Raw genomic sequence first — 23,010 nt, 5'->3', positions numbered from 1 at the left:
GGGATCAGGCCCCCGGTATCTCCTGGGCCGGGGCGGGCCGTTGCATGCCACCGGAACTCCCCACGAGGTTCGGCTCGCTCGATCCGGATGCGGCTTTGAGCGGTGCTGCAGTGCTCTGTACGTGACGGTCACGCGCGACGAGGAGCATGTCGTCTGGGCGGGCTGGCGCGACCCGGTCGAGCGGGGCTTCGACCTGCCGGAGTTTCGGTTCGCCGCGGATCAGTACGAGGCCGAGGTCCTGCGAGCCGAGGAGGACCGCGGCTGGGAGTGGCCGGCGGCAGTGGTCGCGACGCTGCTGGAGGCGGGGCTGAGGGGACGCGAGGACTGGCTCGCCAGGTGGGAGTGCGAGGTGGAGGCGGTCTGGGCCTTCCGCGGGGAACCCGATCGGATCGACGTCGTCCTGAGGCATCCCCCTGGCCGGGACGAGACGGATCTGCCTTGGGCCCAGTTCCTGATGACCCTCCCGATCTCCGCGGACGACCCGTCGGACCAGGCCGAGCACCTTGAAGCGCAGCTGACCGCAGGCGATCCCCGTGCCACCGCCGAGCTCTGCGGAGGCTACCGGCCAGAGCAAGTGGGCTACCCGTGGCCGTAGCCGGCCGACCCGCTGTTCGTGTGAACGGCAAGAAGAGGCGAGGCTGGGCGTCCTTCTGCCGTGCCGGACACACCCCGTGCTCGGTCGGCGCCTGAAGACGCGGCCGCGGGGTGCCGGGGGTCGCGGGGAGGGCCCCGCCGGGGTGACGGCCACGACCTGCTCTATCGTTCCCGTACGGATCGGGTGGGACGGGTGAGCGGCCGTGGGCCGGGAAGGGGCGTGCGGTGTCGGGGAGTTCGGGCCGGACGGTCACGGTGTTGGGCGGCGGGGTGGCCGGGCTGACGGCGGCCATGGAGCTGGCGGAGCGCGGCTTCGAGGTGACCGTGGTGGAGCCCTCCGGGTGGGGCGGGAAGGCCCGGAGTGCCTCGGTTCCCGGGACGGGGACCGGCGGGCGGCTCGACCTGCCCAGCGAGCACGGGTTCCGGTTCTTCCCCGGCTTCTACCGGAGCCTGCCGGACACGATGCGGCGGATCCCCCTCCCGGGCTCGCCCTCGGGCGTGGAGGGCAACCTGCGGGAGGCACCGCAGATGCTGTCCGCCCGGTCGGGGAGGATCGGGGAGACGGTCGTCGACGTGTCCCTGGCCGCCGGTCCGAGGACGCCGCTGCAGATCCTGAAGGCCCGGGGCATGAAGCTGGGCGCCGAGGGGGAGCTGAACGAGGAACTGCTGTACTTCGCCAACCGGTTGCTGGTCTACATGACCAGCAGCGCGCAGCGGCGGCTGGGGCAGTGGGAGCAGATGTCGTGGTGGGACTTCACCGCCGCCGACGGCGCCTCCGAGGAGTACCGGAAGGTGTGCGTCGTCGGGGCGACCCGTACGGTCGTGGCGGCCAGGGCGGAGGTGTGCAGCGCGCACACCGTCGGGGGGTTCCTGGAGGCCTTCGGCTACGGCTTCCTCGGCCGGGGCGAGGCCCAGGCCGCCGACCGGGTCCTGAACGCCCCGACCAGCACCGCCTGGATCGACCCCTGGGTGCGGCACCTGGAGCGGCTGGGGGTGCGGCTCGAACTCGGTTGGCGGGTGGAGCGCCTGACGGTGCGGGGCCGCGCCGTCGTCGGCGCCGTCCTGCGCGGCCCGGGCGGCCGGCGGCGGGAGACGGTCGCCGACTGGTACGTGTGCGCGCTCCCGGTCGACCGGATCGGGGCGCTGCTGGAGCGCGGCCTGGCCGAGGCGGACCCGGAGCTGAAGAAGACGGCGGACCTGCGCACCGACTGGATGGTCGGCCTGCAGTTCTACCTCACCGAGCCCACCCCGATCACCCGCGGCCACGTCATCTACCAGGACTCCCCGTGGGCTCTGACCTCCATCAGCCAGGCGCAGTTCTGGGACACCGACTTCCGCGCCACCTACGGCGACGGGACGGTGGCCGACTGCCTGTCGGTCGACATCTCCTCCTGGGACACCCCCGGCATCCTCTACGGCAAGCCGGCCCGCGACTGCACCCGGGCCGAGGTCGTCGCCGAGGTCTGGGCCCAGCTCGCCGACGCCCTCGACGACGGCCGCCGCCGGACCCTCCACGACGGCCTGCTCCACTCCTGGCACCTGGACCCGGCCGTCAAGAACCTCGACGGCCCCGGTCCCGCGACCAACGACGAGGCCCTGCTGATCAACACCACCGGCTCCTGGGCGCTGCGCCCACAGGCGCGGACGGCCGCGGTGAACCTGTTCATGGCCGGGGACTTCGTCCGCTGCCCGGTGAACCTGGCCACCATGGAGGGCGCGAACCAGAGCGGCCGGGCGGCGGCGAACGCGCTGCTGGAGGCCGCCGGGCACGGCGCCGAGCCGGCCGTGGTCCACGCCCTGTACGAGCCGCAGGAACTGCGCCGCCTGAAGGAGGTGGACGCCGCGCTCTACCGGCAGGGCCGTGCGCACATCCTCGACACCCCGGCGCCCTGGTCCTCCCGCGCCGGGGGCGACCGGTTCAGTACGACCGGTTGACGATCAGTTCGCAGAGCGCGTCGAGGTCGGCGACGGCACCGGGCACCGCACCGGGGCCGTCGGCGAGGCTCCGCAGACGGCGCCGGGCCCCGTCCGCGTGCTCGGCGGCGCGCTCCACCGTCCAGCGCCGGCCGCCGGCCTCCTCCACCAGCCGGGCCAGCTCCGCCTCCCCGGCCCGGCCGGGGCCGGCCGGCAGCGCGTAGCGGCGGGCCAGTTCGTCGCCCGCCGCGGTGTTCGAGGCCATCGCGGCGACCACCGGCACCGAGAGCTTGCGCGCCCGCAGGTCCGCGAAGACCGGTTTGCCCGTGACCGCTTCGTCGCCCCAGATCCCCAGCAGGTCGTCCACCAGCTGGAACGCCATGCCCAGGTCGTGTCCGAACGCGGCCAGGGTCTCGACCTGCGCCGGCCCGCCGCCGCCGTGGAGGGCGCCCAGCCGGCAGGCGCAGGAGATCAGCGACGCCGTCTTGCCCGACACCATCTCCAGGCACTCGGACAGCTCGATGCGGGGCGCGGCCTCGAACAGCACGTCCAGGCTCTCACCCACCGCGAGCTGGATGAGCGTGTCCAGCAGGGCCGCCGACGCCTCGCCGGCGACGGCTTCGGCTTCGCCGTCGGGGCCTGCGAGCACCTCGAACGCCAGCATCAGCAGCGCGTCGGCCGACCGGGTCGCCGCGCCCGGCCCGAACACCTCCCAGGCGGAGGCCCGGTGGCGACGGAGCGCATCGCCGTCCAGGACGTCGTCGTACAGCAACGACAGGTTGTGCACCATCTCCACCGCCACGGCGGCGGGCACCGCCCGCTGCGGGTCTCCTCCCACCGCCCGGGCGCAGCCCAGTGCCAGGGCCGCTCGAACGTTCTTGCCGCCGTGCCGCCGGTCCGGGGATCCGTCGCGGGTCCATCCGAACTGGTAGGCCGTCACCTGGCCGACCGCGCCGTCCAACTGCCCGACCCAGTGCCGCAGGTGTGCGTCACAGGTGGCAGCCGCGGCCTTGAGGACCGATTCGGCCCGCGCACGATCCGACAACACCCACCCCTGCCTCCCGGGCCGGCCGCGCCCGGCGACCGGCCGCCGCCCCACACCTTCGCGGCGCCCGGGCGAGCGTACGCGACCATGCCCCCGGGCGGTCCGGCGGGCCCGTCCCGGATCGCCCGGAGTCCGGGACAGCCGTCCGGCCACCCGGTGGCCGGACGGCATCCCGCCCCGGCAAGGACTCTCAGTGTCGTGGTGGCCGTTCTCAGTCCGAGGGCGTGACCGCTGGTGAACAGGCCGGACTGCGCGACGTCGAGCGTGTGAAGGTGCGGCGGTAGGCGGTGGGGGTGGTGTCCAGTGCGCGCCGGAAGTGCAGCCGCAGGTTGGCCGCCGTGCCCAGCCCGCAGTCCCGCGCCACCTGCTCCACCGAGCGGTCCGTGGATTCCAGCAGCTCCCTCGCCCTGCCCAGCCGGGCGTTGAGCATCCACTGCAACGGGGTCGTGCCCGTCTCCTCGGTGAACCGGCGCATGAAGGTGCGCTGCGAGAGGCCCGCGTGCCGGGCGAGCACGCGCAGCGAGAGCGGCTCGCCGAGCCGCTGCAGGGCCCATCCACGGGTACCGGACAGCGACGCCTCGCCGGCCACCGCGACGGGAGCCGGCACGTACTGGGCCTGCCCACCGTCTCGGTGCGGGGCGGCGACCAGACCGCGGGCGATCTGGTTGGCCATCTCCGCGCCCAGGTCGCGGCGCACGATATGCAGGCACAGGTCGATGCCGCAGCACACCCCGGCCGAGGTGAGCACGTCGCCCTCGTCGACGTAGAGCACGTCGCGGTCGACCGAGACGGCCGGGAAGCTCCGCTCGAACTCGTCGATGTGCTTCCAGTGGGTCGTGGCGTGCAGCCCGTCCAGGACGCCCGCCGCGGCCAGCGCGAAGGCGCCCGTGCAGATCGACACCACGCGCTTGCCTCGGTCGCGGGCTCCGGCCAGTGTCTCGAGCACGGCGTCCGGCAACGGGAGGATCAGGTCGAATCCCGGCACGATCACGGTGTCGGCGGTGCTCACCCGCTCCAGGCCCTCGTCGGCGAGCAGGGCGAAACCCGCGCTGGTGGCCACCTTCGGCTGAAGCGCGCACAGGGTCATCTCGTAGGGGGTTTCCGGCCGGGTGGTGAAGATCTGCGTCGGGATCGCCAGGTCGAGGGGGGTGACCCCGTCCAGCGCCAGGACCGCGACTCGATGCACTGCCATGGCAGGATTCTAGCGAAGTAAGGAAATTTTGCCTCTCACCAGGTCAGGGCGGTCACGGCCAGGCTGAAGACATGACCGGACCTACCCACGAGGCGGCCGCCGACCTGATCACGCTGCCAGGCACACCGCTTGCCGACGCCGTCATGAACCTCATCCGACCGGTGGAAACGCCGTCCGTCTTCAACCACAGCATCCGCAGCTACCTGTTCGCCCGGCTGGTTGCCGGCCGCCTCGGCCTGGTCGTCGGCCACGACTACCAGGACGACCTGTTGTTCGCCGCGTGCGCGATGCACGACCTCGGCGTGGCGTCGGACGGCCCGCACAACCAACGGTTCGAGGTCGAAGGCGCCGACCGGGCCGCCACATTCCTCACCGACCGCGGAGTACCCGCAATCGATGCCGACCAGGTCTGGCAGGCCATCGCCCTCCACACCTCCCCGGGTATCGCAGAACGCCGCGGCACGCTGTGCGTGCTCGTCCGCGAGGGCGTCGCACTCGACTTCGGTGGCCCGATCGGCGCCGCCCACATCGACGCCGTCACCGACGAGCAGGCCGACGCCGTGCACGCCGCCTATCCACGGCTGGACATGATCCGCTCACTCACCGACGCGATCGTCGCGCAGGCCGCGAAAGACCCGAAGAACGCACCCCGGTACACGATCCCCGGCGAATTCCTCCGTGAACGCGAGACCTTCGGCCGGACCCGGCTGGAGCACGCCTGCCGTTCGTCCCGCTGGGGCAACTGACTCCACGGACTCGACGACCGCGTCACCGAAGAACACGACCGCGTCACCAAAGAAAAGGAAGCACCGCAATGACCGTCCACACCGTCGCGATCCCCGAGGACAACGCAGTCTTCGGGCAAACCACCAGCGCCTTCGCGAGCTTCGGTTATTCCGCCGCGGTCCGCGCGCACGGCCTCCTGTTCATCGCCGGAACGATCGGTCGCCGCGCCGACGGAACCATCCCGGACACCATCGAAGAGCAGACCGAGATCGCCATCCGGAAGATCGAAGAGATCCTTCGACTGGAGAACCTCGACCCGTCCGCCCTCGTCGACGTCACCAGCTACCACGTCGACATCCGCCGGCACTTGCCCGGCTTCATCGAGGCCAAGCAGCGCCTCGTCAAGGCGCCCTACCCGACCTGGACGATCATCGGGGTCAGCGGCCTCGCCAGCCCGGGACTCCTCGTCGAAATCCGCGCGACCGCCGCGTATCCCGCCGCATCCCGGTAGACCGCCGCTCCTGGGCCGGCGCCCTGGCCCAGGAGCCCGTCGCGACGGACGTGAGGTTCTCACGGGACTGCGGCGGCACCGGGGAGACGACGGGACCCTGCCCGGTCTGCAGATGGTGGTCGTAGAACGCCGCCAGCACCGACACCGCGTGGTTGACGGTGGCCGGGGCGTAGCCCGACCTCAGGTACGGCTTGCCGGTGGCGCGTTCAGCGATCCCGGCACGGGCGCATCCGGTCGGCGCCGGTCCCGCGCCGGGTTGTGGCACGTCCGCAGCCACAGGACGAAGTCGAGTACGTCCACGCAACGCGGCCGGTGAGGTGCCGCGGAACCTGCGGATCAACCTCGTCAGCTCCGCTTCCAGGGCCCGCCCCGGTACGGGGCCGGGTCGGGGGCGGGGACCGGTGGGTCAGCGGTGGGTCAGCGGTGGGTGAAGCGGGTGGTGAGGGTGACGGTGGTGAGGCCCTTGATCATTGCGGCTCTGTTCCAGTTCATGCCGAAGTCGTTGCGGTCGATGGTGATCTCGCCGCTGAGGGCCACCTCGTGCGGGCCGGCGGCGGTGGCGCGGGCGGTGAAGGTGAGCGGGCGGGTGGTGCCGAGCACGGTGAGGCTGCCGGTGACCTTGGCGGTTCCGGCGCTGTCGGCGACGACGCGGGTGGCGGTGAAGGTGAACGTCGGATACCTGTCGACGTCGAAGAAGTCCGCGGAGCGCAGGTGGGTGTCGAGTTTGGCCTGCTTGCTGAGGATCGACGCGGCCTCGACGGTCAGTGTGCCGTGCGCGGAGCCGTCGGGGCTGATCTCGCCTTCGCCGCTGAGCTTGGTGAAGGCGGCCCTGATCGTGGCCAGTCCCCACATCGACTTGTGCTTGATCTCCACTGATGACGTGGCCGGGTCCAGGACCCAGGGGCCGGTGCTGAGGTCGGACAGCCTGGTGGAGGGCTGGGCGGGGTCGGTGGTGCGGCGGGTCATGGCGACCGTCTTTCGCGGTGGGGCAGGCAGTGGCGTTTGGGGCAGGCAGTGGTGCTTGGGTGGGGTGTGGCGTCGCGGGCTGGTGAGTCGCGTGCCTGCTTCCGCCCGGTGGTGGTGTGGCGGGGCCTGAATCCGGAGGAGTCCGTCGTCGCGGGGGCGTCGCGGGGCGGCCCCGCGACGGCATCAGTGGCGGTGGTGCGGGCCGGGTTCGGTCCGCACCGTGCCGGTGTACGGCCCGCAGGTGCTGGTCAGGCGGAGAGGCCGGCGGCGAGGGCCTTGGCCTTGGCAGCGGCCTGCTCGTGGGCCTGGGCGCGGGAGGCGTCCGACAGGTCGACCAGGTTGGCCATCGCGGGGACGGTGCGGGCCAGGGTCAGTTCGGGCGTGATGACGTCGACCTTGAGGCCGAGCAGGCCGGTCAGCGCCTTCTCCAGGTAGTTGGCCGCGAACTCGAAGTCCTCGCGGGGGGTGCCCGGCGCGTAGGAGCCGCCGCGGCTGGCGACGACGGTGACGGGCTTGCCCGCGACGGAGGAGTTCTCACCGCCGGTGCGGCCCATGATGATCACGTGGTCCAGCCACGCCTTGAGGCTGGAGGGGATCGTGAAGTTGTACATGGGGGCGCCGATGAGCACCGCGTCCGCGTTCTCCAGCTCCGCGGCCAGCTCGGTGCGCAGGGCGAAAGCGGCCTTCTGCTCGTCCGTGTGGTCGGCCGGGTCGGCGAAGGCGGCCGTGATGCCGGCAGCGGTGAGGTGCGGCAGCGGCTCGGCCGCGAGGTCGCGGTAGACGACCGTGCCCTCGGGGTGCTGCTCCTCCCATGCCTTGCGGAAGGTGGCCGTGACCTCGCGGGAGGCGGAGCCGTGGGGCAGGGCGGAGGAGTCGAGGTGCAGCAGGGTGGCCATGGAGGGCTCCAGAGCTAGGGGCTGAGGTTTCTTACGTAGCTAGTAATAACATAGCTACTTACTTTTCTAAAGCTACGTAGGTCGAGGGCTACCCTGGTGGCATGGCGAATCACGGCGAGCAGGCATGCAGGAAGGCCGACGAGGGCATTGCGCGCGTCTTCCAGCTCTTCGGCAAGCGGTGGACGGGCCTGATCGTCGTCACCCTGATCCCGGGGCCCGTGTACTTCGCCGATCTTCGGCGGGCCATCCCGGGCATCAGCGAGCGCATGCTCTCGGAGCGGCTCACCGAACTCGGCGAGGCCGGCCTGATCCTGCGAGAGGTGGACGCCGGCCCTCCGCTGCGGGTCTCCTATCGGCTGACCGAAGCGGGCAACGCGTTGGAGCCCGCGTTGGCCGAGCTGGGGCGGTGGGCGGCCACGCACCTGAACGGCGGTGCACCCTGCTCCGGTGGGCCGGAGCGGCTCCCGCTCGACGTGGCCGGCGCGGCCGGCGGTGCGTCGGCGGGGTGACCGCCGGGCCGGTCGCGGGGCCGGCGGCGGAGCGGCTCCGCCGCGTGCCGCACCAAGGACTGCGAGTCCCGCGGCGGCGTGCACGCCGGGTGGCGCCACCGGCGCTTTCCGTCCGGCTTGTGCGAGGTTGCGAGGCTGAGCCCGCCTGGGCCGGGGTGGTGTCCGACCCGCGTTTCGCGGCGCGGGTGTGGTGGGTGCGTGTGCGGGGTGGTGCCTGCGGTCACGCCCGGCCGGGCTGCGGGGCGGCGTAGAGGATGCTGCACGGTCAGGTGCTGGAGCGTGGCGCCCGGGTCGTGTGCGGCGGTGATCCGGAAGCGGACGCTCGTGTCGCCGTCGGCGAGGATGCGGCCGGTGAGCGGGATGCGGGTGTAGCGGGCGCCGGTCTGCGCGCCCAGGCCGCTGCGTCAGGTGCGTCGCCGAACCGGAATCAAGGCCCCCGCCGCCGCCGATTTCCGTTCGACTCTCCCGAGAGCCGGGCCCGCTCCGTCACCGAACGGGCCGATCTCGCCCAGTGGCTGACTGTGCGTGCCGACGGTGTTACGCTCCCGAGAGAAGAGAGAGCTGACTCTCACTTGTTGGCCGGGGACGCCGCTCGTCCGCCCTGGCCTGGACGTGCAGGAGAGGGCGGTTCTGCCAAGCGTTCGCTGCTCTTGTGGCCTTTGGCCGGTGAGGAGACCACCATGACCGCCCCCGCACCGCAGTTACCCTTCGAGCGCCCCGACGCCCTGGACCTGGCGCCGCTGTTCGCGCGCCTGCGCGAGGAAGGCCCGATCACGCGGGTGACGACACCCGCCGGCGACCCGGCCTGGCTGGTGACCCGCTACGAGGAGGCCCGGGAGGTTCTGAGCGACGCCCGGTTCTCCCGGCTGCGCCCCGATTCCGAGGGCGCGCCGAGGATCTCGGAGTCGGCGCTGCACACGCGCCCCGCCCCCTCGCCAGAGGAAGAGGACCGCGAGCACACGCGGATGCGGCGGATGCTGGCGCCCGCGTTCAGCGCTCCGCGGATGCGCCGGCTGGGCGAGAGGATCGGGGAACTCGCCGCATCCTGCCTGGACGCGATGGAGGAGGAGCGCGCGCGGGATCCGGAACGCGCCGTCAACCTGCACGACCACCTGTCGTTCCCGTTGCCGGTGATGGTGATCTGCGAGCTGCTGGGTGTGCCGGTCGCGGACCGGGGCCTGCTGCGCGGCTGGTCGGAGCGGATCGCCGCGCTGTACGGCGGGGCCGACGGCGCCGCGGCCATGGCCGAGTTCGAGGCGTACGTGGCCGGCATCGCCGAGGAGAAGCGGAAGCAGCCGGGGCAGGACGTGATCAGCGACATCCTGGCCGTGCAGGCGGAGGACCCCTCGTTCACCGAGGGGGAGATGACCCGGCTGGCGGTGGGGCTGCTGTTCGCCGGCCACGAGACGACGTCGGCCCGGATCGACCTGGGAGTCCTGTTCCTGCTGAGCGACACCGGCCGGCGGGACCGCTTCGCCGCCGACCCGGAGACGCTGGCCCGCGCCACCGTGGAGGAGGTCCTGCGGATGGCCTCGCCCGGTGGCCTGGGCCTGACCCGCTACGCCCGCGAGGACGTCACCGTCGCGGGGACCACGATCGCGCGGGGCGAGGCGGTGCTGGTGGCGATCAACGCCGCGAACCGGGACGGGCGGGTGTTCGAGGAGCCGGACACCTTCGACCCGTCGCGTTCCCCCAACGCGCACCTGGCCTTCGGGCACGGCGGCCACTACTGCATCGGCAACGTGCTGGCACGCACCGAGATGCAGGTCGCGCTGACCGCGCTGTTCCGGCGCTTCCCCGACCTGCGGCTGGCGGTGGACGCGCGGAGCCTGCGCGACCACGACGAGCGGCTGGCGGGCGGCCTCAGCGAGGTCCCGGTCCTGTGGTGAGCGGGGAGCAGCCGCGCGAGCGGCCGGTCGCGCGGGTGGAGGCGGACACCTCGCGGTGCGTGTCGTCGGGGCAGTGCGCGGTGACCGCGCCGCTGGTGTTCGACCAGGACGAGGCCGGGCAGGTCGTCGTGCTCGCCGCCGAGCCCGGCGCACGGGCGGCGGAACTGGCCCGCCAGGCGGCCGCCATGTGCCCGGCCTCGGCGATCCGGGTGCACCCGGTGAGCTGATCCGGTGCGCTAGCGGCCGGTGGTGCCGGCCGCCCCCGCAAGGGCGGCCGGCACCCGCCTCGGCGTCAGGGTGTGCGGGTGTGCAGTGCGGGGGCGGGGCAGGGCAGCGGGCGCGCCCCGGCGGGGGTGAGGCCGTCGAGGACCAGGGCCAGGTACCGGCGCCAGCCGTCCTCGTGGGGTTCCATCGTCCACAGCACCGAGACCAGCATGACGACGACGCGGTGCAGGTCGTCGGGTACGAGGTCGGCGCGGATCACACCTGCGTGCTGACCGCGCGCCAGGAGAGCGTCGAGGGCGGCGAAGAACTCCTGCCCGGTCGCCGGGGTCAGGACGCCGGCGGAGCGGGCGGCGGCCAGCACGTTGTAGTCGCCGGCCACCGATTCCAGTGCCGCTTCCAGCACGCGGGCCAGTCCGGAGGCGGGGTCGGGGTCGTGGGCGGCAGCCTGGATGACGGGGCGGACGTTCTCGCCGAAGCGCTCGTCCAGTACGGCCCGCAGCAGCGCGGCCTTGTCGGGGAAACGGCGGAAGAGCGTGGCGGCCCCGACGCCGGCCCGGCGTGCCACGTCGTCGAGGAGGGCGTCGGGGCCTTGTTCGGTGAAGACCTCCCGGGCAGCCCGGATGATCTTTTCCGCGTTGCGGGCGGCGTCGGCGCGCAGCAGCCGGGGGGAGTCGAGGGCCATTGCGGCAGCCTATCCAAGGGCCGGTGGAACGGCGTCGGACGGTCCGGGGGCGTGGTGGTGCGGGGCAGATGGGGGAGCGCGCCGGGCGGCGGGGACCGCAGGGCGGGGGCGGGGGTCCGGCCGTCGCGCTCCCTCCGTGGTTCAGCCGTCCAGGTGGGTGGGCGCGAACATCCGCAGCAGGGTGGGCAGGACCAGCACGTTGGGGCCCGGGGCCGCGAGTGCGGCGGCCAGGTCCCGTGCGAGGTCGTCGGGTGTGGTCAAGGCGGCCGGGACGCCGAAGGACTCGGCCAGACGGACGAAGTCCGGGCGGGCCAGTTCGGTGGCGGTGGCCTCGCCGAAGGCGCCCGTCATGTACTCGCGCAGGATGCCGTAACCGCCGTCGTCGATGATCAACCAGGTGACGTTGAGGCCGAGTTGGCGGGCGGTGGCGAGTTCGGCGAGCGAGTACATCGCGCCGCCGTCGCCGGAGACGGCGAGGACCGGGCGGCCGTCCGCGGCCACGGCGGCGCCCAGTGCGGCGGGGTAGCCGTAGCCGAGGCCGCCGGCGCCCTGGGCGGAGTGCATCGCCCCGGGGCGGCGGGCGTCGAAGGCGGACCAGGCCCAGTAGCCGAGGATCGTCATGTCGAAGAAGACCGGCGAGTCGTCCGGTAGCGCGTGGCGAACGGATGCCAGCAAGTCCTGTTCGAGTTCCAGCCCCTGGCCGTCGATCCGCTCCTGGACGCGCTTGAGCAGTTCGGCGGCCACCGCCTCGGCCCGTCCGTCCGGTACGGCGGCCGGTACCGAGTCGGAGAGGGCGGCCAGGGCGAGGCGGGCGTCGGCGTGGATGCCGAAGGCCGGGTGGTTGGCCTCCAGCTTGCCCGCGTCGGCCTCGATCTGGATGATCCGGCCGCGCGGCGCCATGGTGTGGTAGTTGCTGGACAGTTCGCCCAGGCCGGAGCCGACGACGAGCAGGACGTCGGCGTCCTCCAGCAGGTCGGTGGTGTGGCGGTCCTCCAGCCAGGACCGCAGCGACAGCGGGTGCTCCCAGGGGAAGGCCCCCTTGGCGCCGAAGGTGCAGGCCACCGGGGCCCGCAACAGCTCGGCCAGCCGCAGCAGTTCGTCACTGGCTCCGGCCCGGACCACACCGCCTCCGGCCAGGATCACCGGGCGTTCGGCCTCGGCCAGCAGCACCGCGGCCTCGGCGATCAGCTCCGGGCGGGGGATCGGCGGCCGGGGTTCGGCGCGCAGCCCGGTGACCGGCGGTACGGTCACCGGCGCGAGCAGGATGTCCTGCGGGATCTCCACCCACACCGGCCCGTACGGCGCGCTCAGCGCCGACTCCCAGGCGGCGGCCAGCGCGGAGGGGATCTGCGCGGGGGTGCGGGCGGTGTGCACGGACTTCACCACGTCGCGGAAGCTGGCCTGCTGGTCGACGAGTTCGTGCAGATAGCCGCGCCGCCGCCCACCCAGTCCGGCCGAGGGGATCTGGCTGGAGACGGCGAGCACCGGCACCGAGGCGGCGGCGGCCTCCTGGAGCGCGGCCAGCGAGGTGAGCGCGCCGGGCCCGGTGGACAGGAACAGCGGGGCGACCGTCCCGGCGGTGCGGGCGTAGCCGTCGGCGGCGAAGCCGGCGTTGTTCTCCACCCGCAACCCCACGTACCGCAGGTCGGAGCGGCGCAGCGCGTCGAACAGGCCGAGGGCGTGCTGGCCGGGCAGGCCGAAGACGCAGCGGGCGCCGAGCGTGGCGAGCGACTCGACCACCAGGTCGCCGCCGTTGCGGAGGTGTGTCATGCGCGCACCTCGCCGGTGGCGTCGTGGGACTCCGTGCGGGCGTCGGTACGGGCACCGGCGCGGCCGTCCGGTTGTCCGTCCGGTTGTCCGTCGGTGCGGTCGCCCGCGCCGGCTCGCGGGCCTGGCTCCGTCCGTTCGCTCGCGATCTGGCGGGCCATCAACGTCGTCAGCTCGTAGGCGGTGTGCGAGGCGGCCACCGCGGTGATCTCTGCGTGGTCGTACGCGGGCGCGACCTCGACCACGTCGGCGGAGACCAGGTGGCAGCCGCTCAGGCCGCGCAGGATCTCCAGCAGTTCGCGCGAGGTGAGTCCGCCGGCCTCGGGGGTGCCGGTGCCGGGGGCGTGCGCCGGGTCGAGCACGTCGATGTCGATGGAGATGTACAGGGGGCGGTCGCCGACCCGCTCGCGCAGCTGCTGGGCGACCTCGTCCACGCCGCGCCGCAGGACGTCGGCGGAGGTGACGATGCCGAAGCCGAGCTTCTCGTCGTCGGTGAGGTCCTGCTTGCCGTAAAGCGGCCCGCGGGTGCCGACGTGGGAGAGTGCGGAGGTGTCCAGGATTCCCTCCTCGACGGCCCGGCGGAACGGTGTGCCGTGGGTGTACTCGGCGCCGAAGTAGGTGTCCCAGGTGTCCAGGTGGGCGTCGAAGTGCAGCAGCGCGACCGGCCCGTGCCGGCGGGCCACGGCGCGTAGCAGCGGGAGTGCGATGGTGTGGTCGCCGCCGAGGGTCATCAGCCGGGCGCCGGTGTCCAGCAGTTCGCCGGCGGCCGCCTCGACGGTGTCGACCGCCTCGTGGATGTCGAACGGGTTGGCGGCGATGTCCCCGGCGTCGGCGACCTGGGCGAGCGCGAACGGCGAGGCGCCCTGGGCCGGGTTGTAGGGGCGCAGCAGCCGGCTGGCCTCGCGGATCGCGTTGCCGCCGAAGCGGGCGCCGGGCCGGTAGGAGACGCCGGTGTCGAAGGGCACGCCGACGACCGCGACGTCCGCGCGCGGGACCTGGTCGATCCGGGGCAGGCGGGCGAAGGTGGCGGGCCCGGCGTAGCGCGGTACGCGGGAGGAGTCGGTGGGGCCGAGGGGGCTGTGGGGGGCGTGGGGGTCGGGGGCGGTGCTCATGGCTGCTCCTGTCGGGCGGGGCGGGGCGGGGCGGCGTCGGGGTGTCGTCGGGGAGCCGGCGTCGGGCGTCGGGGTGTCGGCGGGCGGGCGTTGCGCCGGGTCGACGGGGTCAGTTCGCGTGGTCGGGGGCGATCCGGTCGGCGAGGCGCAGGAGAGCCGCCCAGGCCAGCTCGCCGGCCCGGTCGTCCTGGAGGTCGGAGCCGTGCTCCTGGCCGGTCAGCTGGCGAGCGGTGAGCTCGGCGGTCTCGCGGGACGGCAGGACGAGCGGGCCGCCGCCGGCCTGGGCGGCGATCTGGATCTCGCAGGCCTTGTCCAGGTAGTACATCCGCAGGAAGGCCTCGCCCGGTGTGCGGCCGACGGTCAGCAGGCCGTGGTTGCGCAGGATCAGCGCCGGGTGCCCGCCGAGGTCGGCGACCAGTCGCTCCTGCTCGGCCAGGTTGAGCGCGACGCCCTCGTAGTCGTGGTAGCCGACCCGGTCGTGGAACTCCATCGAGATCTGGTTGAGGGGCAGCAGCCCGTCCCGCTGGGCGGCGACCGCGCAGCCCGCCCGGGTGTGCGTGTGCAGCACGCAGTGGGCGTCCTGGCGGGCCGCGTGGACGGCGCTGTGGATCACGAAGCCCGCCGGGTTGACCGGATGGGGGGTCGGCTCCACCGGGTTCCCGGCCAGGTCGATCTTGACCAGGTCGGAGGCGGTGATCTCCTCGAACAGCAGGCCGTACGGGTTGATCAGGAAGTGCTGCTCGGGGCCGGGGACGCGGACCGAGATGTGGGTGAAGATCAGGTCGGTCATCCGGAAGTGGGCGACCAGCCGGTACACGGCGGCGAGTTCGCGGCGCAGCCGGGCCTCGTCCGGTGCGGGCGGGGTGGTCGGTACGGACGCAGTGGGCGGTCCGGACGTGACAGTCGGGGCGGTCGGTGCGGCGGGCAGGCCCATGAGGCTTCCTCTCAGAGTGCGGCGGCCGGGGCGGTGGCGGCGGGAGCGGCCGGAGTCTCGGCCTGCCCGGCGAGCCGGCCGCGCCAGTGCTCCAGCACGGTGGCATCGGTCGGGCGGGTGGCCAGGCTGACGGTCAGGTAGGCGACCAGGCTCACGGCGAGGCCGAAGTAGATCGGCTCGTTGGCGAGGACACCCTTGGCGGCCATCAGCGCGATCACGGTGCCGCCGCCCGCGACCATCGCGGCGAGCGCGCCCGGCAGGTTGCCGCGCCGCCAGACCAGCCCGCCCAGGATCGGCACCAGCAGACCGCCGACCAACAGGTTGTACGCGACGGTGAGTGCCGAGATCACGTCGTCCAGGACGCAGGCGACGCTGATCGACAAGACGCCGAGGGCCACGATCGCCAGCCGGTTGGACCGCACCTCGTCATGGTCCGTGGCCGCGGTGCCGGGCCCTCCCCGGCCGACGAGCGTGCGTACCCGGGCCCAGATGTCGTTGTTGGCCACGGTGGCGGAGGCGATCAGCGCGCCGCTCGCGGTCGACATCATCGCGGACAGCGCCGCCGCCAGGACCAGGCCGCGCACCCCGGCCGGCAGCGTGTCCTTCACGATGGTCGCGAACGCGCTGTCGGGGCTGGCCAGTTGGGGGTAGAGCGCCTTGGTGGCCATCCCGATCACCGCGCCGGCGACGGCGTACGCCAGGCAGTAGGCGCCGGCCACCGTGCCGCCGTACGTGGCCACCCGGTCGGTGCGGGCGGTGAACACCCGCTGCCAGATGTCCTGGCCGATCAGCATGCCGAAGGTGTAGATCAGCACGTAGGTGAAGATGGTGTCGCCGCCGATCGAGCCGAACGAGAAGTAGCCGGACGGCAGTTCGGCCTTCAGTCGGGCGATGCCGCCGGCCTTCACGACGGCGACGGGCAGCAGCAGGAACAGCACCCCGATGCTCTTCACCACGAACTGCACCATGTCGGTGAGGGTGATCGACCACATGCCCCCGAGCGCCGAGTAGCCGACCACGATGGTGCCGCCGATCACCACGGCCGCCCAGCGGGGCACGTCGAACAGCACGTCGAAGACGCTGGCGTAGGCGATCGTCGAAGTCACCGCCAGCATCAGGGTGTAGACCCACATGACCACGCCGGAGATCACGCTCGCCGCCCCGCCGTAGCGCAGCGACAGCATCTCGGCCACGGTGTACACCCGCAGTCGGGCGATCCGGGCGGAGAAGAGGATGCTCAGCGCCAGCAGGCCGAGTCCGATGGCGAACACCATCCAGGCGCCCGACAGGCCGTAGGAGTAGCCGAGCCGCACGCCGCCGATGGTGGACGCGCCGCCGAGCACGACGGCGGCCATCGTCCCCGTGTACAGCGCCGGGCCCAGGCGGCGGCCCGCGACGAGGAAGTCCGCCTTCGAGGAGGCGCGCCGCTTGCCCCACCAGCCGACGCCGACGATGCCCAACAGATAGCCGATCATCACGACGTAATCGAGGGTCATGGGGGGTCCTCCGATCCGGCCGGACGCGCTGGGGGAGCGGGCCGGGCCAGGGCTGTGGGTGGGGGAGCAGGCGGGGCAGCGGACGGGGCGGCGGGCGGGACTGGCAGGGCGCACAGGAAAGGCGGGGAACGGGGGGGCGAGCCGGGGGTGCCCGAAGGAAAACGCCGTGCGCTGAACCTAAACCGCCCCACCTGGCCTGCAGAAGTATCGGATTCATCCAATATCGTGGGGTCAGATGTGCAAAACCTCCGACGAAAGGCCGCCGGCGTGCCCGACCCAGCCCCCGCTCCCGCCTCCGGCAGCCCCGCCGTCCCGCTGACCGTCCTGCTCGCCGACCCCGTGCTCGGACTGCGCCGGATCGCCGGACCGGCCGACGACCGGCTGATCGGCACCGTCGGCACCACCGAGGTCGAGAACCCCGGCCCCTACCTGCTCGGCGGCGAACTGCTGCTCACCGCCGGAGTCCGCCTTCCGCAGGACGCCGAGGGCATCGACGCCTACGTGCGGTGCGTCGTCGAAGCGGGCGCCGCCGCACTCGGCTTCGGCGTCGCACCGGTCTACGACGAGGTGCCGGCCGACCTGGTCGCCGCCTGCGACCGGCACGGCCTGCCCCTGCTGCGGGTGCCCGACGGCACCCCGTTCGTCGCCGTCGGCCGGGCCGCCTACTCGGCGATGGCCGAGGCCGTCCACCGCGGCCTGCGGCAGATCTCCGAAGCCCAGTCCGCACTCGCCTCCGCGGCCGCCCGCCCCGACGCGCTGCGCGCGGTCGTCCAGCAACTCGCCGTGCACCTGGGCGGTTGGACGGCACTGCTGGACGGGCGCGGCGTCGAACTGTTCAGCGCCGGAGCGCGCCCGCCCGTGCCGGTCCTGGCCGAACTGCGCGCCCTCGCGGAACGGACCACCGCGCGCGCCGCAGGCCGCGCCCAGCCTCCGACCGCCGCCGCCCAGCACCACGCCGGGCGGCACCTGACCGTGCGGACCCTGCCCGGCTCGGACGGTTCCGGCGGCCCGCTCACGCTCGTCACCGCCGCCGAGGAACCGCCGACCGCCGTCCACCGGTCCGTGGCCGGGGTGGCCGTGGTGCTGCTCTCGCTGCTCACCAGCCCGCGGCACGCGCTCGGCACGGACGCCCGCAGCGCGGGAGCCCTGGTGCGGCTCCTGCTCGGCGCCGCACCGGAGGAGGCGGCCGCCGCCCTGCTGCCGCCCGACGGGGCCTGGGTGGTCGTGCACGGTCGGCTGACCGGCCGGGCGGGCGGCGGCGGGGAGGCCGTCCAACTCGCCGCCCTCGGCACCGCCCTCGGCACACCGCACCTGCACCTGGACGGGACCTGGCTGCGGGCGCTGCTGCCCGGCTCGGCGGCTCCGGACCGGGTCGTGGACACCGAATCCGCCGCCCGGCTCGGCTGGACGCTCGGCGTCAGCGCGCCCGCCCCCACGGCAGAGCTGAGGATCGCCGACGCCCAGGCCGACCGGGCCCTGCGTCACGCGCTGGCCACCGGTGCCGCCGCCGTCCACCACCGCGAGGCCGTCGGGCCGAGCGTCCACTCCCTGGTCGCCCCCGAGGACGCCGCCGCCCTCGCCCGCAGCACCTTCGCCCCGCTGGCCGCCGCGGGCACCCCCGGGCCGGCCGTGCTCCGGGAGACCCTGCGCACCTGGCTCGCCCTGCACGGCAACTGGGACCGCACCGCGGCGGCGCTCCAGCTCCACCGCAACACCGTGCGCCAACGCATCGCCCGGGTCGGCGAGTTGCTCGCCGTCGACCTCGGCGACGCGGAGGTCCGGATGGAACTCTGGTTCGCCCTGCGCTGGCTCCCGCCCGGCGCGAACTGACCACGGGCCGCCGGCGCCGTCCGGCGGCGAGACGTGCGTGCGGGGCCCGGTCAACGGCGGGCCAACACCGCGACCTCCCAGCCAAAGCCCACCACCAGCCGGCCATCCGGCGCCACGGCCACCGTGCAGACCGGCATCGGGAACACCAGCTCCGGCCCGACCTGCTGGCCCGTGGTCAGATCCCCGCCTGCACATGGGCAGCGCACCGCCAGGGCGCGAACGCCGGCACACGAACACGAAGCGTCACGTTGGCGTAGGCCTCCTGCCGGGCGTCAGCCGAGGGCGGTGTCGAGGAAGGCGTGCCAGGCGGCGTGGACGCGGGCGGCGTGGTTCCCGCCACCGTCGTTGCCGTGCTCGCTCCCGCTCCCGCTCCCGCCGCCGCCCCCGCCGTCGGCGAGGAGGTCCAGCAGCAGGCCGCGGAGGACGGCCAGCACCACGGTGGGATTCGTGCCGGTGCCGTCCAGGACGCGCTCCAGGGGCGGCAGCCACTCGTCCAGCGAGGCGGTGCCGAAGTCCAGCCAGGGCCCGGAGCCGCCGAAGGCGCGGACGTACCCCTCGAAGAACAGGTGTAGCGCGCCCCGGTGTTCGGGCTTCGTCAGCCACTCCCAGAGCAGTTCGAGGGTCTCGCGGGCGTCGCCGCCCTCGGCCTCGCAGCGCTCCAGCAGCGCGAGTTGCTCGGCCCGACCGACCGCCAGAACCTCCCGGACCAACTGCTCCTTCGACCCGAACAGGTACAGCAGCACCCGCGGGCTGGAGCCGATCTCGGCCGCCAGCGGGCGCAGCGAGAGGTCGGACACGTTGTGCTCGGCGACGTAGCGGACGGTCGCGGCGAGGATCTCCTCGCGGCGCCGCGACGGGCGGGAGCGCGCATCGGCGGGGGTGGGGGTGGACACGTGGTCTATCGTTCCACTGAAACGACTGTTTCAGTGGAAGTGTCCTCCTGGAAGGGATGCCACCATGGCCGCCACCGCACCCGGATCCGCGACCGTCCGCGAGGCCGTCCGCCCCGGGGACCTCGGCACCGTCGCCGCCCTGCACGGTGTCCTCTACACCCGCGAGTACGGCACGGACGAGACCATGGAGGCCTATGTCGCCGCCGGGATGGCCGAGTTGGTCCTCGCCCGGGCCCGCGAGGGCGGTGCGGCGCCCGGTCGTCTGTGGGTCGCCGAGCTCGACGGCCGCGTGGTCGGCGCCGCCGGCCTCGTCCGGGCGGACGAGCGCCCGGGCTGGGGCCAGCTGCGGTGGGTGCTCCTCGACCCGGTCGCCCGGGGCCGGGGCCTGGGCGGCCGACTGCTGGACACCGCCCTGGACGAGGCCCGCGCCCGCGCGTACGAGGGCGTGCTGCTCTGGACCATCGCGGGCCTCGACGCAGCCCACCACCTGTACGCGAAGGCCGGTTTCGAGCTCACCGTCTCCCGTTTTGCCCACAAGTTCGGCCTGGACACGGTCGAGCAGCGGATGGACCTGCGGCTCTGAGCGGGCGTCTGGCATAGGCGACTGGCACCCTTCCATCTTCCGCTCTTCAGGGCTTCAGGGTTTCGGGCCGAGGGAGCCACTCGCCCGGCAGAGCTCCGCGTACCGTCCGGCGCGGGCGAGAAGGTCCGCGTGCGTGCCCGACTCGACGACCCGGCCGCCATCCAGAACGATGATCCGGTCGGCATGCCGGACGGTGGACAACCGGTGGGCGATCGTGATCGTGGTACGGCCCACGGAGAGCGCGTCAAGCGCTCGCTGGACCGCCTTCTCGGTGATCGTGTCCAGCGCGCTGGTGGCCTCGTCCAGGACGAGGACCGGCGGATTCCTCAGCATGGTCCGGGCGATCGCCAGGCGCTGTTTCTCGCCGCCGGAGAACCGGTACCCGCGCTCGCCCACGATGGTGTCGTACCCCTTCGGCAGGCTTTCGATCAGTTCATGGATCTGAGCGGCTTCGGCGGCGGCCGCCAGCTCACGCGCCGTCGCTCCGGGCTTGGCGAACCGCAGGTTGTCGGCCACGGTCGTGTGGAAGAGATGGGTGTCCTGCAAGACGATGCCGACCGTCTCGGCAAGGGTGGCGAAGCTGAGGTCACGGATGTCGACGCCGTCGATGGTGATCCGACCGCCCGTGACGTCGTAGAGGCGCGGAACCAGATGGCCGAGGGTGGTCTTGCCCGCGCCGGTGGCGCCGATGACCGCCAGCTTCTCACCGGCCGGCAGGTCGAAGTCCACGCCCTGGAGGACGGGCCCCGAAGCCGGGTAGGAGAAGCTCACCTGCTCGAAGCGGACGTGTCCGTGGCGCCCGGCGAGCGGAACGGGATCCCTGGGCTCCGCGACGTCGACCTCGAGGTCCAGGTACTCGAAGACCCGGTCGAACAGGACCATGGAGCTCTGGATGCCGATGCCGGTCTGCAACAGGGTCATGACCGGCCCGAAGAGGCCCTGTTGGAGAGCGGTGAACGCGACGACGGTACCCACGGATATGGTCGGGCCACCGTGCCCACCGACGATTCCGGCCGTCCAGTAGAACGCTATCGGCATCGCGGCCACGATGATCGAGATGATGGACTGGCGCCATCGCCCGGCCATCGAGGACCGGACGGTCAGATCCGCGAGGTCCCGCGACCGCCCCGCGAACTCCTTGACGAGCGTGTCGGTGCGCCCCATCGTACGGCCCAGCAGGAAGCCGCTGACCGACAGCGACTCCTCGATCAGGCTGAACATCACGGCGATCAGGCTCTGTTGCTGCTCGACGATCCCGCGCCGCTCCGCGCCGACCCTGCGGCTGATCCCGACGAAGAACGGGAGCACCCCGAGGGACACGGCCGTCAACTGCCAGTTCAGGGAGAGCATCGCCAGCAACGTGGCCACCACCGTGGTGGCACTGGCGACGATCGTGGCGGCCGCGCCGGTCACCGTCGACTGCATGGCACCGATGTCATTGGCGATCCGGGACTGCACCTCGCCCGTGCGGGTCGCCGTGAAGAAGGACAGGGACATCCGCTGCAGATGCGTGTAGACCGCGGTGCGCAGGTCGTCCATCACCCGCTGCCCCAGCGTGACCAACAGGTAGGCCTGGAGCACTCCGGCGGACGTGCTGGCCACCACCAGGGCGAACATCCCGGCGGCCAGCCCGGTCAGCAGTCCGAGCCGGCCCTGGGGCAACGCGACGTCGAAGATCTGCCGCAGCATGAACGGCGGTGCGATTGCGGCCAGCGATCCGGCGGCCACCAGCAGCAGCACGGCGCCGAGCCGGAGCCGGTGCGGCACGAACAGGCCCATGGCCCTGACCAGTGGTGCGTGCCGCCTGTTCTTCCGTTCTCCGGCCAAGGGGCTCCTCCCTTCTCTCCGTCGGGCGCGTCCGCCCGGTGCCCCGGCCCGCGGGCCGGGGCACCGGGCGGATCCGTGTGAGTCGCCGGGCAGGGCCGTGCGGCGCCGGCCCTGCCCGGCACCCGGTCGGCCGTCCGTCCGTCAGGACAGGGTGAGGAATCCTTCGCGGACCAGCGTGCGCACGAGGAGGAGGCAGCCCGGCTGGTCCAGGCCGCCGGGGATCGAGCCGGCGGTGAACCCCTGCCCGTCGCTCTCCGTCACGAACCTGACCTCATCGGCCACGTGGACCGGCAACTGGATGGTCTTGCTGTGGAACTCGAGCTCGATGACCTCCTCGCCGAGTGCCACGCTCCACCGCAGACCCGGACGACGCCGCACCCGGGTGTCGAGGTCCAGCCGCGGCAGGCTCTCCAGGTCGCCCAGGTGACCGCGGAGCGTCACCGGCGCGAGCGAGGTCGTCTGCTTCACGGCCCTGGCCGTCATCTCCTGGGGCGAGAGCCGGGCGGCGAGCGCATCGATCAGTTCGGCGAAGACGTCCTCGGCCTGCTCCTGGAGGTGCTTGTCGTTGGCGAATCCGAGGGGCATGCTCCTGCGGAACCGCTCGTCCCCCTCGAAGACCTCCCGGACCGCGTCGCTGATCAGCGCGGGTATCAGGACCGGGTGGACACCGAAGGTGAGGTGCATCGACGCGGCGTCGTTGGACGTCGCGGCGTGGATGGTGCCACGGGGCAGGTAGAGGAGGCTGCCCGGCTGGAGGTCGAACTCCTCCTCGACCTCCGGCACCTCGCCGGAGTGGTCGTACCTCTGACCCTCCAACGGCAGCGCGTATGGCGCCCCGTACAGCCGCCAGCGCTTGCTGCCGTACGCCTGCATCACGATCACGTCGTGGCTGTCGTAGTGCGGGTCGAATCCGCGGGCCTGCCCGCCGGGGGTGAGGTACACGTTCACCTGGAACCTGGCGTTGACCTCGGCGCTCAGCATCGAGGTGAAACGCGCCAACGGCTCCCAGCGGCGTTCGAGGGCGTTCAGGATGACGGTCGAGCCGGACCGGTACCGCTCGTACAGCGCCTCCAGCCGGCTGGCGGTCATGTTGCGGCCGGGGGCACCCAGCTCGGACACCGGGGTTTCCTCGCCCTCGCGGATGACCCGGACGTTCCCGAAGTCCGGGCCGGACTGGCCCAGCACCCGGTCCACGTCGTCGAGCGTCAGGAGATCTGCGAAGCGCTCGGGGTCGTTCCTGGGGATGTGCAGCGGCCGCCGCTCCCAGTACTCGTCGCGGAACGTCGGAAGGGACACCGGGTGGAGAAGGCGGGAGAGGCCGGAGGAAGGCCCTTCCTCGGGCTCGGCCCCCACCCGGTCCGTCAGAGAAGTCATTGAGATCTCGTGTCTCCTAACAGAGGTCGGCCGGCCCTGCTGACG

Annotated in this window: 20 protein-coding genes and 1 pseudogene; 9 read left to right on the top strand and 12 right to left on the bottom strand. The window is 73.0% G+C overall.

The window, feature by feature from the left end; translation table 11 throughout:
* The first annotated feature begins 121 nt into the window (after positions 1-121).
* Positions 122-595, top strand: a complete 474-nt coding sequence (locus A6F73_RS43560) for a hypothetical protein (RefSeq protein WP_244293771.1) — start codon at positions 122-124, stop codon at positions 593-595.
* A gap of 224 nt (positions 596-819) precedes the next feature.
* Entirely contained in the window at positions 820-2,529 is a 1,710-nt protein-coding gene (locus tag A6F73_RS31620; RefSeq protein ID WP_159398624.1) for an FAD-dependent oxidoreductase, read from the top strand.
* On the opposite strand, the gene A6F73_RS31615 is transcribed toward A6F73_RS31620, so the two are convergent.
* Positions 2,513-3,553 (bottom strand): polyprenyl synthetase family protein, encoded by a 1,041-nt coding sequence (locus A6F73_RS31615; protein WP_159398623.1) that lies wholly within the window; start codon positions 3,551-3,553, stop codon positions 2,513-2,515. The two genes, A6F73_RS31620 and A6F73_RS31615, sit on opposite strands and share 17 nt — an antisense overlap.
* 211 nt (positions 3,554-3,764) lie before the next feature.
* Complete coding sequence (locus A6F73_RS31610; RefSeq protein ID WP_063351810.1) at positions 3,765-4,745, bottom strand: helix-turn-helix domain-containing protein; 981 nt, start codon at positions 4,743-4,745, stop codon at positions 3,765-3,767.
* A 71-nt stretch (positions 4,746-4,816) separates the two neighbouring features.
* Here A6F73_RS31610 and A6F73_RS31605 point away from each other — a divergent pair, with 71 nt between their 5' ends.
* Together A6F73_RS31605 and A6F73_RS31600 are read left to right on the top strand one after the other, a co-directional pair.
* Positions 4,817-5,491 (top strand): HD domain-containing protein, encoded by a 675-nt coding sequence (locus A6F73_RS31605; RefSeq protein ID WP_063351809.1) that lies wholly within the window; start codon positions 4,817-4,819, stop codon positions 5,489-5,491.
* Between the two features lie 68 nt (positions 5,492-5,559).
* A complete protein-coding gene (locus A6F73_RS31600) occupies positions 5,560-5,982 on the top strand; it encodes a RidA family protein (RefSeq protein ID WP_063351808.1) in 423 nt (140 codons plus the stop codon).
* A 417-nt stretch (positions 5,983-6,399) separates the two neighbouring features.
* Here A6F73_RS31600 and A6F73_RS31595 read toward each other — a convergent pair whose 3' ends face one another.
* A complete protein-coding gene (locus A6F73_RS31595) occupies positions 6,400-6,948 on the bottom strand; it encodes a YceI family protein (protein ID WP_063351807.1) in 549 nt (182 codons plus the stop codon).
* 248 nt (positions 6,949-7,196) lie between these two features.
* A complete protein-coding gene (locus tag A6F73_RS31590; RefSeq protein ID WP_063351806.1) occupies positions 7,197-7,844 on the bottom strand; it encodes an NAD(P)H-dependent oxidoreductase in 648 nt (215 codons plus the stop codon).
* 101 nt (positions 7,845-7,945) lie between these two features.
* Here A6F73_RS31590 and A6F73_RS31585 point away from each other — a divergent pair, with 101 nt between their 5' ends.
* The 3 genes from A6F73_RS31585 (at position 7,946) to A6F73_RS31575 (ending at position 10,469) form a co-directional block, all read left to right on the top strand.
* Positions 7,946-8,353 (top strand): helix-turn-helix domain-containing protein, encoded by a 408-nt coding sequence (locus A6F73_RS31585; RefSeq protein WP_063351805.1) that lies wholly within the window; start codon positions 7,946-7,948, stop codon positions 8,351-8,353.
* A 680-nt stretch (positions 8,354-9,033) separates the two neighbouring features.
* Complete coding sequence (locus A6F73_RS31580) at positions 9,034-10,242, top strand: cytochrome P450 (RefSeq protein ID WP_063351804.1); 1,209 nt, start codon at positions 9,034-9,036, stop codon at positions 10,240-10,242.
* Positions 10,239-10,469: a ferredoxin gene (locus A6F73_RS31575; protein ID WP_063352680.1), complete on the top strand. Its 231-nt coding sequence runs from the start codon at positions 10,239-10,241 to the stop codon at positions 10,467-10,469. The genes A6F73_RS31580 and A6F73_RS31575 overlap by 4 nt, the downstream gene beginning before the upstream one ends.
* A gap of 65 nt (positions 10,470-10,534) precedes the next feature.
* Here the strand turns inward: A6F73_RS31575 and A6F73_RS31570 are convergent, their stop codons facing one another.
* The 5 genes and pseudogenes from A6F73_RS31570 to A6F73_RS31550 all read right to left on the bottom strand — a co-directional run bounded on the left by A6F73_RS31570 (position 10,535) and on the right by A6F73_RS31550 (position 16,458).
* Positions 10,535-11,149 (bottom strand): TetR/AcrR family transcriptional regulator, encoded by a 615-nt coding sequence (locus A6F73_RS31570; protein WP_063351803.1) that lies wholly within the window; start codon positions 11,147-11,149, stop codon positions 10,535-10,537.
* A 141-nt stretch (positions 11,150-11,290) separates the two neighbouring features.
* Positions 11,291-12,919: a thiamine pyrophosphate-binding protein gene (locus tag A6F73_RS31565; RefSeq protein ID WP_063351802.1), complete on the bottom strand. Its 1,629-nt coding sequence runs from the start codon at positions 12,917-12,919 to the stop codon at positions 11,291-11,293.
* 131 nt (positions 12,920-13,050) lie between these two features.
* Positions 13,051-14,028, bottom strand: a pseudogene (speB, locus tag A6F73_RS31560) (agmatinase); the annotation flags it as partial.
* 109 nt (positions 14,029-14,137) lie between these two features.
* Positions 14,138-14,962, bottom strand: coding sequence for a class II aldolase/adducin family protein (locus A6F73_RS31555; protein WP_079136423.1), 825 nt, complete (start codon positions 14,960-14,962; stop codon positions 14,138-14,140).
* An 11-nt stretch (positions 14,963-14,973) separates the two neighbouring features.
* Complete coding sequence (locus tag A6F73_RS31550) at positions 14,974-16,458, bottom strand: sodium:solute symporter (RefSeq protein WP_063351801.1); 1,485 nt, start codon at positions 16,456-16,458, stop codon at positions 14,974-14,976.
* A 267-nt stretch (positions 16,459-16,725) separates the two neighbouring features.
* Between A6F73_RS31550 and A6F73_RS31545 the strand changes: the two genes are divergently transcribed.
* Positions 16,726-18,288, top strand: coding sequence for a PucR family transcriptional regulator (locus A6F73_RS31545; protein ID WP_063351800.1), 1,563 nt, complete (start codon positions 16,726-16,728; stop codon positions 18,286-18,288).
* Positions 18,289-18,560: 272 nt separating this feature from the next.
* Here the strand turns inward: A6F73_RS31545 and A6F73_RS31540 are convergent, their stop codons facing one another.
* Positions 18,561-19,181, bottom strand: coding sequence for a helix-turn-helix domain-containing protein (locus A6F73_RS31540; RefSeq protein WP_063351799.1), 621 nt, complete (start codon positions 19,179-19,181; stop codon positions 18,561-18,563).
* 64 nt (positions 19,182-19,245) lie between these two features.
* Here A6F73_RS31540 and A6F73_RS31535 point away from each other — a divergent pair, with 64 nt between their 5' ends.
* Entirely contained in the window at positions 19,246-19,764 is a 519-nt protein-coding gene (locus A6F73_RS31535) for a GNAT family N-acetyltransferase (protein ID WP_063351798.1), read from the top strand.
* A 54-nt stretch (positions 19,765-19,818) separates the two neighbouring features.
* Here A6F73_RS31535 and A6F73_RS31530 read toward each other — a convergent pair whose 3' ends face one another.
* Positions 19,819-21,543 (bottom strand): ABC transporter ATP-binding protein, encoded by a 1,725-nt coding sequence (locus tag A6F73_RS31530; protein ID WP_079136422.1) that lies wholly within the window; start codon positions 21,541-21,543, stop codon positions 19,819-19,821.
* A gap of 189 nt (positions 21,544-21,732) precedes the next feature.
* Positions 21,733-22,965 carry a cupin domain-containing protein gene (locus A6F73_RS31525; protein WP_063351796.1) on the bottom strand — a complete coding sequence of 411 codons (1,233 nt, stop codon included), beginning with the start codon at positions 22,963-22,965 and terminating at the stop codon, positions 21,733-21,735.
* Positions 22,966-23,010: the final 45 nt, after the last annotated feature.

The sequence above is a fragment of the Streptomyces sp. MJM8645 genome, assembly GCF_001625365.1.
Taxonomy (GTDB): Bacteria; Actinomycetota; Actinomycetes; order Streptomycetales; family Streptomycetaceae; genus Kitasatospora.
This window is presented reverse-complemented; position numbering and strand designations above follow the sequence as displayed.

What these genes read in the sequence shown, in the direction of transcription:
- A6F73_RS31600 (WP_063351808.1), top strand. Translation starts at nt 5,560, where the DNA reads ATGACCGTCCACACCGTCGCGATCCCCGAGGACAACGCAGTCTTCGGG.
- A6F73_RS31535 (WP_063351798.1), top strand. Translation starts at nt 19,246, where the DNA reads ATGGCCGCCACCGCACCCGGATCCGCGACCGTCCGCGAGGCCGTCCGC.
- A6F73_RS31590 (WP_063351806.1), bottom strand. Translation starts at nt 7,844, where the DNA reads ATGGCCACCCTGCTGCACCTCGACTCCTCCGCCCTGCCCCACGGCTCC.
- A6F73_RS31530 (WP_079136422.1), bottom strand. Translation starts at nt 21,543, where the DNA reads ATGGGCCTGTTCGTGCCGCACCGGCTCCGGCTCGGCGCCGTGCTGCTG.
- A6F73_RS31595 (WP_063351807.1), bottom strand. Translation starts at nt 6,948, where the DNA reads ATGACCCGCCGCACCACCGACCCCGCCCAGCCCTCCACCAGGCTGTCC.
- A6F73_RS31550 (WP_063351801.1), bottom strand. Translation starts at nt 16,458, where the DNA reads ATGACCCTCGATTACGTCGTGATGATCGGCTATCTGTTGGGCATCGTC.
- A6F73_RS31555 (WP_079136423.1), bottom strand. Translation starts at nt 14,962, where the DNA reads ATGGGCCTGCCCGCCGCACCGACCGCCCCGACTGTCACGTCCGGACCG.
- A6F73_RS31580 (WP_063351804.1), top strand. Translation starts at nt 9,034, where the DNA reads ATGACCGCCCCCGCACCGCAGTTACCCTTCGAGCGCCCCGACGCCCTG.
- A6F73_RS31605 (WP_063351809.1), top strand. Translation starts at nt 4,817, where the DNA reads ATGACCGGACCTACCCACGAGGCGGCCGCCGACCTGATCACGCTGCCA.
- A6F73_RS31525 (WP_063351796.1), bottom strand. Translation starts at nt 22,965, where the DNA reads ATGACTTCTCTGACGGACCGGGTGGGGGCCGAGCCCGAGGAAGGGCCT.
- A6F73_RS31610 (WP_063351810.1), bottom strand. Translation starts at nt 4,745, where the DNA reads ATGGCAGTGCATCGAGTCGCGGTCCTGGCGCTGGACGGGGTCACCCCC.
- A6F73_RS31565 (WP_063351802.1), bottom strand. Translation starts at nt 12,919, where the DNA reads ATGACACACCTCCGCAACGGCGGCGACCTGGTGGTCGAGTCGCTCGCC.
- A6F73_RS31570 (WP_063351803.1), bottom strand. Translation starts at nt 11,149, where the DNA reads ATGGCCCTCGACTCCCCCCGGCTGCTGCGCGCCGACGCCGCCCGCAAC.
- A6F73_RS31585 (WP_063351805.1), top strand. Translation starts at nt 7,946, where the DNA reads ATGGCGAATCACGGCGAGCAGGCATGCAGGAAGGCCGACGAGGGCATT.